The sequence below is a fragment of the Pseudomonas quebecensis genome (assembly GCF_026410085.1).
Taxonomy (GTDB): Bacteria; Pseudomonadota; Gammaproteobacteria; order Pseudomonadales; family Pseudomonadaceae; genus Aquipseudomonas; species Aquipseudomonas quebecensis.
The window spans coordinates 1,415,984-1,430,947 of the sequence record NZ_CP112866.1 but is presented as its reverse complement, the minus strand read 5'-3'; the positions used below and the strand labels follow the sequence as shown (position 1 = coordinate 1,430,947).

Sequence of the window (14,964 nt, the reverse complement as noted above, 5' to 3'; positions counted from 1 at the left end):
CAGGACACTTGCACATGACCACCTTGAACCAAGCCCACTGCGAAGCCTGCCGCGCCGATGCCCCGCAAGTCAGCGACGAAGAACTGCCGGTGCTGATCAAGCAGATCCCCGACTGGAACATCGAGGTGCGTGACGGCGTGATGCAGCTGGAAAAGGTTTTCCTGTTCAAGAACTTCAAGTTTGCCCTGGCCTTTACCAACGCCATGGGTGAGATCTCCGAAGCCGAAGGCCATCACCCTGGCCTGCTGACTGAATGGGGCAAAGTCACCGTGACCTGGTGGAGCCACTCCATCAAGGGCCTCCACCGCAACGACTTCATCATGGCCGCGCGCACCGATGAAGTGGCCAAGACCGCCGAGGGCCGCAAGTAATGCATTTCGACGCCATTGGCCGCGTGCCCGGCGATCCGATCCTGGGGCTGATGGACCTGTACGCCCAGGATGCCAATCCGAACAAGTTCGACCTGGGCGTGGGCGTGTACAAGGACGACCAGGGCCTGACGCCGATTCCGCCGTCGGTAAAACTTGCCGAACAGCGCCTGGTAGACCGGCAAACCACCAAGACCTACATCGGCGGTCACGGTGACGCCGCGTTCGGCCAACTGATCAGCGAGCTGGTGCTGGGCGCCGACTCCGCGCTGTTGCACGGGCGGCGTGCGGGCGCGACCCAGACGCCGGGCGGCACCGGCGCGCTGCGTTTGAGTGCCGACTTTATCGCCGCCAACCTGCCGGGCCGCGGCGTCTGGCTGAGCAACCCGACCTGGCCGATCCACGAAACCATCTTCGCCAAGGCCGGGCTCAAGGTCAGCCATTACCCCTACGTGGGCGCCGATAACCGCCTGGATGTGGCGGCGATGCTGACCACCCTCGCCACCGTGCCGCAAGGCGATGTGGTGCTGCTCCACGCCTGCTGTCATAACCCGACCGGCTTCGATCTGTCCCACGACGATTGGCGCCGGGTGTTGGAGATCGTGCGCGAACGGCACCTGCTGCCGCTGATCGACTTCGCCTACCAGGGCTTCGGCGATGGCCTGGAGCAGGACGCGTGGGCCGTGCGCCTGTTTGCCGCCGAACTGCCGGAAGTGCTGATCACCAGTTCCTGCTCGAAGAACTTCGGCCTCTATCGCGACCGTGTCGGCGCGCTGATTGTGTGTGCGGCGGATGCCGAGAAACTCACGGATGTGCGCAGCCAATTGGCCAACATCGCGCGCAATCTGTGGTCGACCCCGCCGGATCACGGCGCGGCGGTGGTGGCGACCATCCTCGGCGATGCCAAGCTGAAACAGCAGTGGAGTGAGGAAGTCGAAGCCATGCGGGCGCGCATTGCGCAGTTGCGCTCCGGGCTGGTGGAGGCTCTGACACCTCACGGTTTATCCGAGCGGTTCGCGCACATTGGCGCGCAACGCGGGATGTTTTCCTATACCGGCCTGAGTGCCGAGCAGGTCAAGCAACTGCGCGAGAAGCACAGCGTGTATATGGTCAGTTCGGGGCGGGCCAATGTGGCTGGGATTGATGCGACACGCTTGGCGTTGCTGGCCGAGGCGATTGCCGACGTCTGCAACTGAACACTGCGCATCTAAGTCAGTCACCGGTTGACTGATACACCGCTATCGGGGGCAAGCCCCCGATAGCGATCTGAAGTTACAGAATGTGTGCCTGAGCCACCTCGGCCTTCAGTTGCGCTTCTTTGGCCTGGGCATCCGCCAATCGATACAACTCGATACTGCCATCCCAATGTTCAATCAACGCCGTGCACGACTCCACCCAGTCCCCGCAGTTGAGGTAATCCACCTCGCCCACCTTGCGAATCTCCGCGTGGTGGATATGCCCGCACACCACCCCATGCAGTTCACGCCGCGTCACTTCGTGGGCGATCGCTTCTTCAAAATCGCTGATGAAACTCACCGCCGTCTTGACCTTATGCTTGAGGTACGCCGACAGCGACCAGTAGCCATAGCCATAGCGCGCGCGCCAGTGGTTTAACCAGCGGTTCAAGGTGAGGGTGAATTCGTAGGCCGAGTCGCCGAGAAACGCCAGCCAGCGGTGATAACGGGTAATCACGTCAAATTGGTCGCCGTGAATCACCAGCAGGTGGCGACCATCGGCGGTCACATGCACGGCTTCGTCGACCAACTGGATATTGCCCAGGATCAGCTTGGAATAACGGCGCAGGAATTCATCGTGGTTGCCGGTGACGTAGATCACCTCGGTGCCACGCTTGGCCATGGTCAGCAGACGGCGGATTACGTTGGTATGCGCCTGGGGCCAGTACATGCCGCCGCGCATTTTCCAGCCGTCGATAATGTCGCCCACCAGATAGACCTTGTCGGCATGGTAGCCCTTGAGAAACTGCGAGAGATGTTCAGCCTGGCAATCCCGGGTGCCCAGATGCACATCGGAAATCCACAGGGTACGCACCCGTTGCTTGCGGCTGGGCTTGGCGAACTCGGCACTGGTCATGGGCATCCCTCGACGGTGTTTTCGCGAGCTTGCGCCATGGCGGTTAATGCCCTATGACAAGTGTGGGTCAGTCTGATGACAGCGACCGGCGCCCGCGATGCGTTGTAGACTGGCGCCTCGCCGCCCAGGAGACCGTGATGAGACCGGCCCTCACCCTACGCCACTACCTCGAAGCGCCCATCGCCCACAGCCATGAGCATGCGCAACTGGTATTCGGGCTGTCCGGCCATCTGGACCTGGAGGTCGATGGTCATGGCAGCCAGGTGCGCGAGAGCAGCGTGATGGTGCTGCCCTACTCCGCCCACCATGCCTGTGGCAGTCGCGATGGCAGTCGCTGCCTGGTGCTGGACGTACCCACCGAACACTGGGTAGTGCAGTCTCTGGGCGAGCACGCGGACGCCAGCCGCCGGCTGCTTGACCAGCCGGCGCGCCTGGCCCTGGATGCCCGCCAGCACCAGTTGGTGCAGTGGCTCGCCCAGAGCCCGGTGGACGACCCGCTGATGGTGCAGCAAGGCGCGGTATTGCTGCTCGCCAGCCTCAACCATCCGCAGGCCCAGCCCGTGCCAGGTCGACGCCTGCCTTATGCAGCCTTCAATGCGCATATCGAGCGGCACGTGTCGCACCCTCTGCAGGTGGCCGACCTGGCGCGCATCGCCGGCCTGTCGGTGGCACGCCTGCATGCGCGATTTGTCGCCGAGTGCGGTCAGACGCCCATGGACTACATCCGCAGCCGTCGCCTGCACAAGGCACGGCGCCTGCTGCAGGACACGGCGCTGCCCATCGGTGAAATCGCCGAGCGCGTCGGCTATGCCTCGCAAAGCGCATTCGCGGCCGCCATGTTGCGTGAGTTCGGCGCGTCTCCCGGAACCTTGCGGCGCTCGTCATAGGGCGAGTCCTGCGCTAAAACGCGCGAGCCCCACGACAGACGCCCGCTACCCCAAGCCACTAGACTGCGAGCTGTCACTCTCGTGGTTTGAAGGATCGCAATGACTCCCCGCACAGCCCTGGGCGCCCTGCATATCGGCGCATTGATGTTTGGCCTCACCGGCGTATTCGGCAAACTGGCGGCTGCCTCGCCGGCGATCATCGTATTCGGCCGGGCGCTGTTCGCGGTGCTTGCCCTGGCGATGTTCGCCCGGTTCGCCAGCCGCACCCCATGGAAGCGCCTTGAGCGCCGCGATGGGCGGCGGCTGCTGCTCAGCGGCGTGTTGCTGGCGGCCCACTGGGTAACGTTCTTTATCGCGGTGAAGGTGGCGGGCGTAGCGGTGGCGACGCTGGGCTTTACCGCGTTCCCGGCCTTCACCGTGATCCTGGAAGGGTTGATTTTTCGCGAACGTATCCGCGCCAACGAAGGGCTGCTCGTGGTGCTGGTCACAGTCGGCCTGGTGCTGGTGACACCCGACTTCAACCTGGCCAGCGAGGCCACGGGCGGTCTGCTCTGGGGCATCGCTTCGGGTTTGCTGTTTTCCCTGTTGTCGTTGAACAACCGTGCCGGCTCCGGGCGCATCCCGGCGGTGCAGGCGGCACTGTGCCAGAACCTGGTGGTAGCGGTGTGCCTGTTGCCGGTGGCGGCTCCGGGCCTGGCGGATGTGCGCGCGCTGGATTGGTTGTGGATCGGCCTGCTCGGGGTGTTCTGCACCGGCCTGGCCCACAGTTTGTTCGTGGCGAGCCTGGCGGTCATCAAGGCGCGCACGGCGTCGGTGGTGTTTGCCATGGAGCCGGTCTACGGCATCACCGCCGCATGGCTGCTGTTTGCCGAAACCCCGACCCTGCGCATGCTGTTGGGCGGTGCGTTGATCATCGTCGCGATCGTGATTTCCGGCCTGATGGGCAGCGCCGCCCCGGCAAAACAGCCCACCGCAGCCGCCTGATCTATACTCCTGGCATCCGCAACAGTCTGTCGTCGTTCAACGGATATCGATTCCTCGACGACAGCCAGGGCATGTTCCGCCATTGCTGCCGGCGCGGGGTCGCTCCCTTAACGCTACGCAGGAATTGATCATGGAAATGCTCATCAATGTATTGGTTCAGATCATCAGCGGCATCATTGGCGGCAATATCGCCGGCATGACCAAACAGAGCCTGGGGACCGGGCTCAACACGCTGCTCGGTGGCGTCGGCGGGTTGCTGCTGGGCCAGGTCGTCGCCGCGCTGACCGGCACCTCAGGCGGCGAACCGCTGGATGTCGCGGCCATCGGCGGCAACATCGCCGGCGGCGGTGTCGGTGGCCTGGTGCTGACCTGGGTGGTCGGCTTCATCAAGCAAAAGATGACCGCCAAATAGCAATCACGGTCGCCGTGCCGTTCGCTGCGGTGACCGTTTTTATTGCGTCCGGTCGTTGTGGCCAAGGTCGCGCGCCGGGTCGATCTGGTCACGTACGCGCTTTTTAAGCTCCTTGGCTTCGGGAAAACCGCCATCGGCTTTACGCTCCCAGAGCTGCACGCCGTCGCAGGTGATCTGAAACGCCCCACCGGTTGCAGGCACCAGCGAGACTTTGCCCAGGTCATCGGCAAATGTGCTCAACAGCTCCTGGGCCAGCCACGCGGCGCGCAGCAACCACTGGCATTGGGTGCAATACGTGATGACGACCTCGGGTTTGATCGAAGACATAATTTGACAGGTTCCTGGCATGACGGGCGCGGAGGATCGGGTGGCTATAATAGCCGCCTTTATCGTCCAGCCCCGAGATCAAGATGCGCCGCCTGTTGTCCTGCCTGTTCCTGTGTCTGCTGCCCCTCCTCGCGCACGCCGTCGACATACCACGCCCAAAGGTCGGCCTGGTGCTGTCCGGCGGCGCCGCCCGTGGCTTGGCGCATATCGGTGTGCTCAAGGCCCTGGAAGAGCAAGGTATCCAGATCGACGCGATCGCCGGCACCAGCATGGGCGCGGTGATCGGCGGGCTGTATGCCTCCGGCTACAAGATCGACGAGCTGGAAAAACTGGCGCTCAACATCGATTGGCAACAGGCGCTGTCCGACGCGCCGCCGCGCGAAGATGTGCCGTTTCGCCGCAAGCAGGATGACCGCGATTTCCTGATCAAGCAGAAGCTCAGTTTCCGCGACGACGGCAGCCTCGGCCTGCCGCTGGGGGTGATCCAGGGCCAGAACCTGGCCCTGCTGCTGGAAAGCATGTTCGCCCACAGCAGCGACACCCGCGACTTCGACAAACTGCCGATCCCTTTCCGCGCGGTGGCCACCGATATCACCACCGGCGAAAAAGTCGTCTTCCGCAAGGGCCATTTGCCCAAGGTGATCCGCGCGAGTATGTCGATCCCGGCGGTGTTCGCGCCGGTCGAGCTGGACGGTCGGTTGCTGGTGGACGGCGGCATGACCGATAACATCCCGCTGGATGTCGCGCGGGAGATGGGCGTGGATATCGCCATCGTGGTGGACATCGGCACGCCGCTGCGCGCTCGCAAGCAACTGGCCACGGTGGTGGATGTGCTCAACCAGTCCATCACGCTGATGACCCGGCGCAATTCCGAAGAACAACTCAAGGCCCTGCAACCCAGGGACGTGTTGATCCAACCGCCGTTGGCTGCCTACGGGGTGACCGATTTCGGTCGCGCCAAGGACATGATCGACGCCGGTTACCGCGCCACCCGCGCCCTCGACGTGCGCCTGGCACACCTGCGCCCCGCTGCGCCGGTTGACCCGCAACTGGTGGCCGCACGTACGCCGGGTGAGCGCACGCCGGTGATCACCGCCATCCGCGTGGAAAACGACTCGAAAGTCAGTGACGATGTGATCCGCTATTACATTCGCCAAGACTTGGGCGAACCGCTCAATCTAGGGCGCCTGCAAAGCGACATGGGCACCTTGTATGGCCTGGATTATTTCGACCAGGTGCAGTACCGCGTCATCAAGAAAGGCCAGGACAACACCCTGGTGATCAGCGCGCGCGGCAAACGCAGCGGCACCGACTACCTGCGCCTGGGGCTTAACCTGTCGGATGACATGCGTGGCGACAGCGCCTTCAACCTCGGCGCCAGCTACCGCGTCAATGGTATCAACCGCCTCGGCGCGGAATGGCTGACGCGGGTGCAGATCGGCGATCGCCAGGAACTGTACAGCGAGTTCTACCAACCGATGGACGCTGGCTCGCGGTACTTCGTCGCGCCGTATATCAGTGCCCAGGCGCAGAACGTGGAGCTGATCATGGACAACGACCCGATCTCCGAATACCGCCTGGAACGCTACGGTTTTGGCCTGAATGTGGGACGGCAGATCGGCAACAGCGGCGAGATCCGCTTCGGCATCGGCGAGGCCTGGGGCCAGGCCGACGTGCGCATCGGCGACCGCGACCTGCCGAGCGTGAGCTTCAACGAGGGTTTCTACGAACTGAAATACTCCTTCGACTCTCTGGACAACGTGTACTTCCCCCACACGGGGGAGGACATCGGCCTGGCCTACCGCGAATTCGAACCCGGCCTGGGTTCGGACCAGCGCTACCGCCAATGGGAATTCAAGCTGGACAAAGCCATGAGCCACGGCCCTGACACCTTGGTGCTGGGCGGGCGCTACGGACGCACTCTGGACGATTCGGACGTGGTGATTTCCAGCTTCCTGCTCGGCGGCGCGCGGCAGCTCTCAGGCTTTCGCCAGGACGCGATTTCGGGGCAGAACATCAGCCTGATGCGCGCGGTGTACTACCGCCGGCTGACACCGCGCTCGTACTTGCCGCTGGATTTCCCGCTGTATCTGGGCGCATCCCTGGAGCGCGGACGGGCGTGGAACAATGACAATGAATTTGATAGCGGTTACATCAACGCAGCCAGCATTTTCCTGGGCTTCGACACGCCGTTGGGGCCGCTGAATTTCAGTTACGGGTTTAACGATGACAACCAGAGAGCGGTTTACCTGAACCTGGGGCAGACCTTTTAAGGGCTCGGCAAGCTATTTATTTGTGGTGAGCGGGCTCACCACAACAAGCTCGGCCTGCTGAGGCTCAGGACTTTTCCAGATTCGCCAGAATATGCCCGTGCACACGCATGCACACTCGCAGGTCCGCCTCATCCACGCCCACGAACAGTTCATGGCGCAAGGCGGTGGCGATGGTTTCAATCTGATCGATCAACGGCCGCGCGCTGTCGCACAGGAGGATGCGCTTGGCACGTCGATCCTCCAGCACAGCCTGGCGTTGCACCAGGCCCTGGCCTTCGAGGCTGTCGAGCAGTCGTGCAAGGGTCGGCCCTTCCACCCCGACGCTTTGCGCCAGTTCACGTTGAGTGGGGGCTTCCTCGAAACGGGCCAGGTGCAACAGCACCAGCCAACGCGCCTGTGACAGGCCCAGACCCGCCAAACGGCGGTCCAGTTCGGCGCGCCAACCTCGGGACATTTGCGCCAGTTGCATGCCAAAACGGTGTTGATCGGTTAACGGCATAAAAAACTCATGTTTTAGACTGAAAATAAAATGTGGCTAATTATTAGTCAGCTAAGCATGAGCCTTGCCCATAGGCAAGAGTGGCCATGTACTGATTCGTTACATTGTCGTAATTGGCACACTAAATTTCGAATTCCGACTGCAAAGCGGCGCGTACGCAGTACAGAACACCCTCAGGCACGCGGCCGGTAAACAACGGTGCAATCTCCGTCACCGGTGGCAATTCGCCTTCGCCGTCGAGGAAAGCGTCCTGTATTTCACCGAGCAAATCTTCCGGTAAATCAAGCGCCTGCTCCAGGGACAGCTGCTGCTTGCCAATGGATTCGGCCAGCAAGGTGTAGACGTTTTTTTCCGAGCATTGCAACTGCCCCGCGATCTGGATAGGGGTCATGCCCGCACGGGCCAGGCTGATCAATTCATGGCGAATGTCGGCCACTTCCTTGGGCGCTTCGGCCTGGCCACCGAGTACTTCAAGGAAGGCTTGGCCATAGCGCTCCAGCTTGCGCGCCCCCACGCCGCTGACACGCGCCATTTCCGCCAGCGTGGTGGGCTGCTCGCGCAGCATCTCCAGCAAGGTGGAGTCGGGAAAGATGACATAGGGCGGCACGCTGTGTTCCTGCGCCAGTTTGCGCCGCAGGGTGCGCAAGGCTTCCCACTGTTCGCGCTCTTCCCCGCGCACCAATTGGCTGGCCTGGCTGGTGCTGCTTTTGGCGGTGGTCTGCGGCTTGAGGTCGCGGCGCAATTGCAGGCTCACTTCGCCCTTGAGCAGCGGCCGGCAACTGTCGTTGAGGCGCAGCCCGCCATACCCTTCAAGATCGATGTCTACCAGGCCGCGAGCGACCATCTGCCGGAACAACGAGCGCCACTCGCCTTCTGCGCGCGCTTTGCCGACGCCGTACACCGAGAGTTTTTCATGGCCGAAGCTGCGAATCTTTTCGTTGTCCTTACCCAGCAACACATCCACCAGATGACCCACGCCATAACGCTGGCCGGTACGATAAATGGCCGACAGGCCCTGGCGCGCCGGCTCGGTGGCGTCCCAGGTCTGCACGCCGTCCACGCAGTTGTCGCAATGGCCGCAAGGCTCGGGCATATCTTCGTCGAAATAGGCCAGCAAGGTCTGACGACGGCAGCGGGTTTCCTCGCACAGCGAAAGCATGGCGTCGAGCTTGTGCTGCTCCAGGCGCTTGTGGCGTTCATCGCCTTCGGAGTTCTGCAGCATCTGCTTGAGCATCACCACGTCCTGCAGGCCGTAGACCATCCACGCATCCGCCGGCAGGCCATCTCGGCCGGCACGTCCGGTTTCCTGGTAATAGGCCTCGAGCGACTTGGGCAGGTCCATGTGGGCCACGAAGCGCACGTTGGATTTGTCGATCCCCATGCCGAACGCGATGGTCGCCACCATGATCAGGCCCTCCTCGTTGAGGAAGCGCTTCTGGTGATAGGCACGCAGGTCGTTTGGCAGGCCGGCGTGGTAAGGCAATGCCGGGTAGCCCTGCTCGCACAGGAAGGCAGCAACTTCATCGACCTTTTTACGCGACAGGCAGTAGACGATGCCCGCATCGCTGCGCCGCTCGGACAGGAATGCCAGCAACTGCTTGCGCGGCTGCTCCTTGGGCACGATGCGGTAGAAGATATTCGGGCGGTCGAAGCTCGACAGGAAGCGTTCGGCGTTCTGCAAGTGCAGGCGCTCGACGATTTCTTCGCGGGTACGCTTGTCCGCAGTGGCCGTCAGGGCAATGCGCGGCACGTCGGGGAACAGCTCCGCCAACTGACCCAGCTGCAAATATTCGCGACGGAAATCGTGGCCCCATTGCGATACGCAGTGCGCTTCGTCAATGGCGAACAAGGCAATCTCCAGGCTCTGCAGGAACGCCAGCATGCGCGGCTGCACCAGGCGCTCAGGAGCGAGGTAGAGCATTTTGACTTCACCACGCTTGATCCGCGCGGCCAGGTCGCGTTGCTGCTCGGCGCTGAGGGTGGAGTTCAGGGATGCGGCGGCCACGCCGAGTTCCTCAAGGGTCGCCACCTGGTCGTCCATCAAGGCGATCAACGGCGACACCACCACCGCCAGCCCGTTGCGCAACAGCGCCGGCACCTGGAAGCACAACGATTTGCCGCCGCCGGTAGGCATCAGGACCAGGGCATCGCCACCACTGGCCACGCGCTCAATGATCGCACCCTGACGGCCACGAAAACTGTCGTAGCCGAAGATGTCCTTGAGGACGCGTTGAGCCTGCTCGAGCATGTAGAACTCCAAAAAAGTACCGAAACCCTCTGTACAGGCTGGCCGAAAAAAACCGGTGTCACGGGAAATAATCCGTAAGCGAAGTTTTCTCGGGTGGCAACCAGGCCGGCAGGGGCATCACAAAACGCGGCAGTATACCCGAGCGTCATCCGCCAAAGGGCGCCACTGACGAATTGCAGCCCGTCTTTAAAACCGGGCAAATATGCATGGCGGCTGGCCTGCGGGCGCAAGAACGCCTAGAATTCAGCATCGTTTATCCCCAAGGTAGTCCTTCATGTCCTTCGCTGAGCAACTAACCCGCCTGCAAGCCTTCCTCGACGCCGATGAGCTGCATGAGGAGGCGCTGGACTATGTAGCCGCCCACGGCTACCTGACCGCCCTGTCCATCTGTTCCGAGGTTGTGCCGGACCGCGAATGGATCGACGCGCTGTTTGCCGAAGAACCGCACTACGCCGATGCCGCCCAACGCGAAGAAATCGAATCCACCCTGCTGGCCCTCAAGGCCCACATCGGTCGCCAACTGGCGTCCGACGAGGAGTTCGAGCTGCCGTGCGAGCTGGACCTGGGCGACGACCCGGACGACTCCGACCTGCGCGGCTGGTGCATCGGTTTCATGGAAGGGGTGTTCCTGCGCGAAGCCGCCTGGTTCGAAACCGCCGAGGAAGAGGTCAGCGAGATGCTGCTGCCGATCATGGTCGGTTCGGGCCTGTTCGAAGAAGAGGCGGAATTTTCCGACATCGCTGCCGACGCCAACCTGATGGACGACATGATCGTACAGATTCCGGAAGCCCTCACCGCCCTGTACCTGCTGTGCAACGCTCCTGACGAAAAACCGGCGATCCTCAAGCCTCGTCACCACTGAGTCGCTTGCCCGTGACACCCATGGGCAAGCGCTCGCCGCTCCTGCGCTACGCGCTGCTGGCCATCGGCTGGCTGAGCGTGGCGTTGGGCGTAATCGGCATTTTCCTGCCGGTGCTACCGACCACCCCATTCCTCTTGCTTGCCGCCGCCTGCTTTGCACGAAGCTCCCCGCGTTTCTACCAGTGGCTGGTGGAGCACCCGCGCCTGGGCCCGTGGATCCGTGACTACCTGGATGGCAATGGCATACCGCTCAAAGGCAAGGTCTACGCCATCGGCCTGATGTGGCTGAGCATCGGCCTCTCCTGCTATCTGGTGCCGCTGCCCTGGGCACGCGGTTTCATGCTGACCAGCGCGGTGGTGGTCAGCATCTATATCCTGCGCCAGAAAACCCTGCCGCCGCGCTGATCGCCGCCTGCGACATAAGATCCCACACGACCTTGGTCGACACTGACTAACCCCAGGCATCATGCGAGACTGTCCCACCGGGCCTGGAATGCCCGGGTGTTCCCTTGCTCGGAGTTCCCATGACGCTGTCCAGCGGGCTGATCGCCGCCGTTGCCCTGGCCTATATGGCCATTATGTTTGCCATCGCCTTCTACGGTGACCGTCGTCGCGCGCCCTTGCCGCCGCGCATGCGTGCCTGGGTATACAGCCTGTCGCTGGCCGTTTATTGCACCAGCTGGACCTTCTTCGGCGCCGTCGGCCAGGCGGCCGAGCAGCTGTGGGCTTTTATACCCATCTACCTGGGACCGGTGCTGTTGCTGGTGCTGGCACCCTGGGTGCTGCAAAAGATGGTGCTGATCAGCAAGCAGGAAAACATCACCTCCATCGCTGACTTTATCGCGGCGCGCTACGGCAAATCCCAATCCCTGGCGGTGGTGGTTGCGCTGATCTGTCTGGTGGGCGTGCTGCCGTATATCGCCTTGCAGCTCAAAGGCATTGTGCTGGGCGTTAACCTGTTGATCGGCGCCGGTGCCGACACCACCGGCACGCGGGCCCAGGACACGGCGCTGGTGGTGTCGCTGGTGCTGGCGCTGTTCACTATCGTGTTTGGCACGCGCAACCTGGACGCCACCGAACACCATCGCGGCATGGTGCTGGCCATTGCCTTTGAATCCCTGGTCAAGCTGTTCGCTTTTCTTGCAGTGGGCGCGTTCGTGACCTACGGCCTGTACGACGGTTTCGGTGACCTGGTCGACCAGGCGATGCTTGCGCCACGCCTGGAAGAATACTGGCAGGAGACCGTTAACTGGCCATCGATGGTGGTGCAGACCGGCGTGGCAATGATGGCGATCATTTGCCTACCCCGGCAATTTCACGTGACCGTGGTGGAAAATATCGAACCCCAGGACCTGCGCCTGGCCAAGTGGGTGTTTCCGGCCTACCTGGTGCTGGCCGCGCTGTTCGTGATCCCCATCGCCCTCGGTGGCAAGATGCTGCTGCCCGCCTCGGTGCTGCCGGACTCCTACGTGATCAGCCTGCCCTTGGCCGAGGCGCACCCGGCGCTGGCGGTGCTGGCGTTTATCGGCGGCGCATCGGCGGCCACCGGCATGGTGATCGTGGCGAGCATCGCGTTGTCGACCATGGTGTCCAACGACATGCTGCTGCCCTGGCTGCTGCGCCGCTCCAGCGCCGAGCGGCCGTTCGAAGTATTCCGCCACTGGATGCTGTCGGTACGCCGGGTGAGCATCGTGATCATCCTGCTACTGGCGTACGTCAGTTATCGCCTGCTGGGGTCCACCGCGAGTCTGGCGACCATCGGCCAGATCGCCTTCGCCGCCGTGACTCAATTGGCGCCGGCCATGCTCGGCGCGTTGTACTGGAAGCAGGCGAACCGGCGTGGTGTATTTGCCGGCCTCGCCGCAGGGACGTTCCTGTGGTTTTACACCTTGGTCCTACCGGTCACCGCGAAAAGCCTGGGATGGTCCTTAAGCCTTTTCCCTGGGTTGACGTGGATGCATTCCCACCCGCTGGGCTTGTCCGTGACTTCACTGACCCTGGGCACCGTGCTGTCACTCGCGGGTAACTTCACGCTGTTCGTCTGGGTTTCGATGCTGTCGCGCACACGGGTGTCAGAGCATTGGCAGGCCGGACGCTTTATTGGCCAGGAAATCAGTCAACGCGCCAGTGCCCGTTCGATGCTCTCGGTGCAGATCAGCGACCTGCTCAGCCTGGCCGCGCGGTTCGTGGGTGAGGAACGTGCCCAGCAGAGCTTTATCCGGTTTGCGTATCGCCAGGGCAAAGGCTTCAACCCCAACCAGAATGCCGACAATGAATGGATCGCCCACACCGAACGCCTGCTGGCGGGCGTGCTCGGCGCCTCTTCGACGCGCGCGGTGGTGAAAGCCGCGATTGAAGGTCGGGACATGCAGCTGGAGGACGTCGTGCGAATAGCCGACGAAGCCTCGGAAGTCTTGCAGTTCAACCGCGCCCTGCTGCAGGGCGCCATCGAGAACATCACCCAAGGCATCAGCGTGGTGGATCAGTCGCTCAAGCTGGTGGCCTGGAACCGGCGTTACCTGGAGCTGTTCAACTACCCCGAGGGCCTGATCAGCGTGGGCCGGCCGATTGCCGATATCATCCGCTACAACGCCGAACGCGGCCTGTGCGGACCGGGCGAGGCCGAAGTGCATGTGGCGCGCCGCCTGCACTGGATGCGCCAGGGCCGCGCGCACACTTCCGAACGCTTGTTTCCGAACGGCCGCGTCATCGAGTTGATCGGCAACCCAATGCCCGGTGGCGGCTTTGTCATGAGTTTTACCGATATCACCGCGTTCCGCGAAGCCGAACAGGCGCTGACGGAGGCCAACGAGGGCCTGGAGCAGCGCGTGGTCGAACGCACCCATGAACTGTCCCAACTCAACCTGGCACTGACCGATGCCAAAGGGGTGGCCGAAACCGCAAGCCAGTCGAAAACCCGCTTCCTGGCGGCGGTAAGCCATGACTTGATGCAGCCGTTGAACGCCGCGCGCCTGTTCTCCGCCGCGCTGTCCCACCAGAGCGACGGACTCTCCGACGAGGCCCGTCAGTTGGTGCAGCACCTGGACAGTTCGCTGCGCTCGGCAGAAGACCTGATCAGCGACCTGCTGGATATTTCTCGCCTGGAAAACGGCAAGATCACACCCCAGCGCCAACCGTTCGTGCTCAATGAGCTGTTCGATACCCTGGGCGCCGAATTCAAGGCGCTGGCCCAGGAGCAGGGCCTGCGCTTTCGCCTGCGCGGCAGCCGCCTGCGGGTGGACAGTGACATTAAATTGCTGAGGCGCATCCTGCAGAATTTTCTGACTAACGCTTTCCGTTATGCAGACGGCCCGGTGCTACTGGGCGTACGCCGGCGCGGGGGCCAATTGTGCCTGGAGGTATGGGACCGCGGTCCGGGCATCCCGCCGGATAAACAGAGCGTGATCTTTGAGGAATTCAAGCGCCTGGACAGCCACCAGACCCGCGCGGAAAAAGGTCTGGGCCTGGGCCTGGCGATCGCCGACGGCCTGTGCCGCGTACTCGGCCATCGCTTGAGCGTGCGTTCGTGGCCGGGCAAAGGCAGCGTGTTCAGCGTAAGCGTGCCGTTGGCGCGCAACCAGGCCATCGCGCAGCCCCAGGCGGCGCTGGAAAACGGTTTGCCACTGAGCGGCGCGCAGGTGCTGTGCGTGGATAACGAAGAAAGCATTCTTATTGGCATGCGCAGCCTGCTCAACCGCTGGGGATGTGAAGTATGGACGGCCAAGGACCAGGCCGAGTGCGCCGCCCTGCTGGCCGAGGGGGTGCGCCCGCAACTGGCGCTGGTGGACTACCACCTGGATCATGGTGAAACCGGCACCGAGTTGATGCGCTGGCTGCGCGCGCAGTTGGCCGAGCCGATTCCAGGCGTGGTCATCAGTGCCGACGGCCGTCCGGAGAGCGTGGCCGAAGTGCATGCGGCGGGTTTGGATTACCTGGCCAAACCGGTCAAGCCCGCGGCGTTGCGTGCGTTATTAAATCGGCACTTGCCGTTGTAGGCCGGGTCTGCGTCGGGAC

13 protein-coding genes are annotated in these 14,964 nt (G+C 62.7%); 9 read left to right on the top strand and 4 right to left on the bottom strand.

Annotated features, from left to right (window positions below; all coding sequences use genetic code 11):
• The first annotated feature begins 14 nt into the window (after positions 1 to 14).
• Together OSC50_RS06790 and OSC50_RS06785 are read left to right on the top strand one after the other, a co-directional pair.
• Positions 15 to 371 (top strand): 4a-hydroxytetrahydrobiopterin dehydratase, encoded by a 357-nt coding sequence (locus OSC50_RS06790; RefSeq protein ID WP_003192995.1) that lies wholly within the window; start codon positions 15 to 17, stop codon positions 369 to 371.
• Positions 371 to 1,564, top strand: a complete 1,194-nt coding sequence (locus OSC50_RS06785) for an amino acid aminotransferase (RefSeq protein WP_266246286.1) — start codon at positions 371 to 373, stop codon at positions 1,562 to 1,564. Before OSC50_RS06790 ends, OSC50_RS06785 begins: the two co-directional genes overlap by 1 nt.
• A 76-nt stretch (positions 1,565 to 1,640) precedes the next feature.
• On the opposite strand, the gene OSC50_RS06780 is transcribed toward OSC50_RS06785, so the two are convergent.
• Positions 1,641 to 2,459, bottom strand: a complete 819-nt coding sequence (locus OSC50_RS06780) for a UDP-2,3-diacylglucosamine diphosphatase (RefSeq protein WP_253508770.1) — start codon at positions 2,457 to 2,459, stop codon at positions 1,641 to 1,643.
• A 137-nt stretch (positions 2,460 to 2,596) separates the two neighbouring features.
• Here OSC50_RS06780 and OSC50_RS06775 point away from each other — a divergent pair, with 137 nt between their 5' ends.
• From OSC50_RS06775 to OSC50_RS06765, 3 genes are all read left to right on the top strand, one after another.
• On the top strand, positions 2,597 to 3,346 hold the full coding sequence (locus tag OSC50_RS06775; protein ID WP_253508771.1) for an AraC family transcriptional regulator: 750 nt from the start codon (positions 2,597 to 2,599) through the stop codon (positions 3,344 to 3,346).
• 99 nt (positions 3,347 to 3,445) lie between these two features.
• Positions 3,446 to 4,330, top strand: a complete 885-nt coding sequence (locus tag OSC50_RS06770) for a DMT family transporter (protein WP_253508773.1) — start codon at positions 3,446 to 3,448, stop codon at positions 4,328 to 4,330.
• A gap of 130 nt (positions 4,331 to 4,460) precedes the next feature.
• Positions 4,461 to 4,742: a hypothetical protein gene (locus OSC50_RS06765; protein WP_181075896.1), complete on the top strand. Its 282-nt coding sequence runs from the start codon at positions 4,461 to 4,463 to the stop codon at positions 4,740 to 4,742.
• 39 nt (positions 4,743 to 4,781) lie between these two features.
• Here OSC50_RS06765 and OSC50_RS06760 read toward each other — a convergent pair whose 3' ends face one another.
• A complete protein-coding gene (locus tag OSC50_RS06760) occupies positions 4,782 to 5,069 on the bottom strand; it encodes an Rdx family protein (protein WP_181075898.1) in 288 nt (95 codons plus the stop codon).
• 83 nt (positions 5,070 to 5,152) lie between these two features.
• Between OSC50_RS06760 and OSC50_RS06755 the strand changes: the two genes are divergently transcribed.
• Positions 5,153 to 7,342: a patatin-like phospholipase family protein gene (locus OSC50_RS06755; RefSeq protein ID WP_266246287.1), complete on the top strand. Its 2,190-nt coding sequence runs from the start codon at positions 5,153 to 5,155 to the stop codon at positions 7,340 to 7,342.
• Positions 7,343 to 7,406: 64 nt separating this feature from the next.
• Here OSC50_RS06755 and OSC50_RS06750 read toward each other — a convergent pair whose 3' ends face one another.
• Entirely contained in the window at positions 7,407 to 7,841 is a 435-nt protein-coding gene (locus OSC50_RS06750; RefSeq protein WP_181075901.1) for a MarR family transcriptional regulator, read from the bottom strand.
• A 121-nt stretch (positions 7,842 to 7,962) separates the two neighbouring features.
• A complete protein-coding gene (recQ, locus tag OSC50_RS06745; RefSeq protein WP_181075903.1) occupies positions 7,963 to 10,089 on the bottom strand; it encodes a DNA helicase RecQ in 2,127 nt (708 codons plus the stop codon).
• A gap of 274 nt (positions 10,090 to 10,363) precedes the next feature.
• Between recQ and OSC50_RS06740 the strand changes: the two genes are divergently transcribed.
• The 3 genes from OSC50_RS06740 (at position 10,364) to OSC50_RS06730 (ending at position 14,945) form a co-directional block, all read left to right on the top strand.
• Positions 10,364 to 10,951: a UPF0149 family protein gene (locus OSC50_RS06740; RefSeq protein ID WP_253508779.1), complete on the top strand. Its 588-nt coding sequence runs from the start codon at positions 10,364 to 10,366 to the stop codon at positions 10,949 to 10,951.
• 20 nt (positions 10,952 to 10,971) lie between these two features.
• Positions 10,972 to 11,355 (top strand): YbaN family protein, encoded by a 384-nt coding sequence (locus OSC50_RS06735; RefSeq protein WP_181076170.1) that lies wholly within the window; start codon positions 10,972 to 10,974, stop codon positions 11,353 to 11,355.
• A gap of 119 nt (positions 11,356 to 11,474) precedes the next feature.
• Positions 11,475 to 14,945: a hybrid sensor histidine kinase/response regulator gene (locus OSC50_RS06730; protein ID WP_181075907.1), complete on the top strand. Its 3,471-nt coding sequence runs from the start codon at positions 11,475 to 11,477 to the stop codon at positions 14,943 to 14,945.
• Positions 14,946 to 14,964 lie beyond the last annotated feature (19 nt).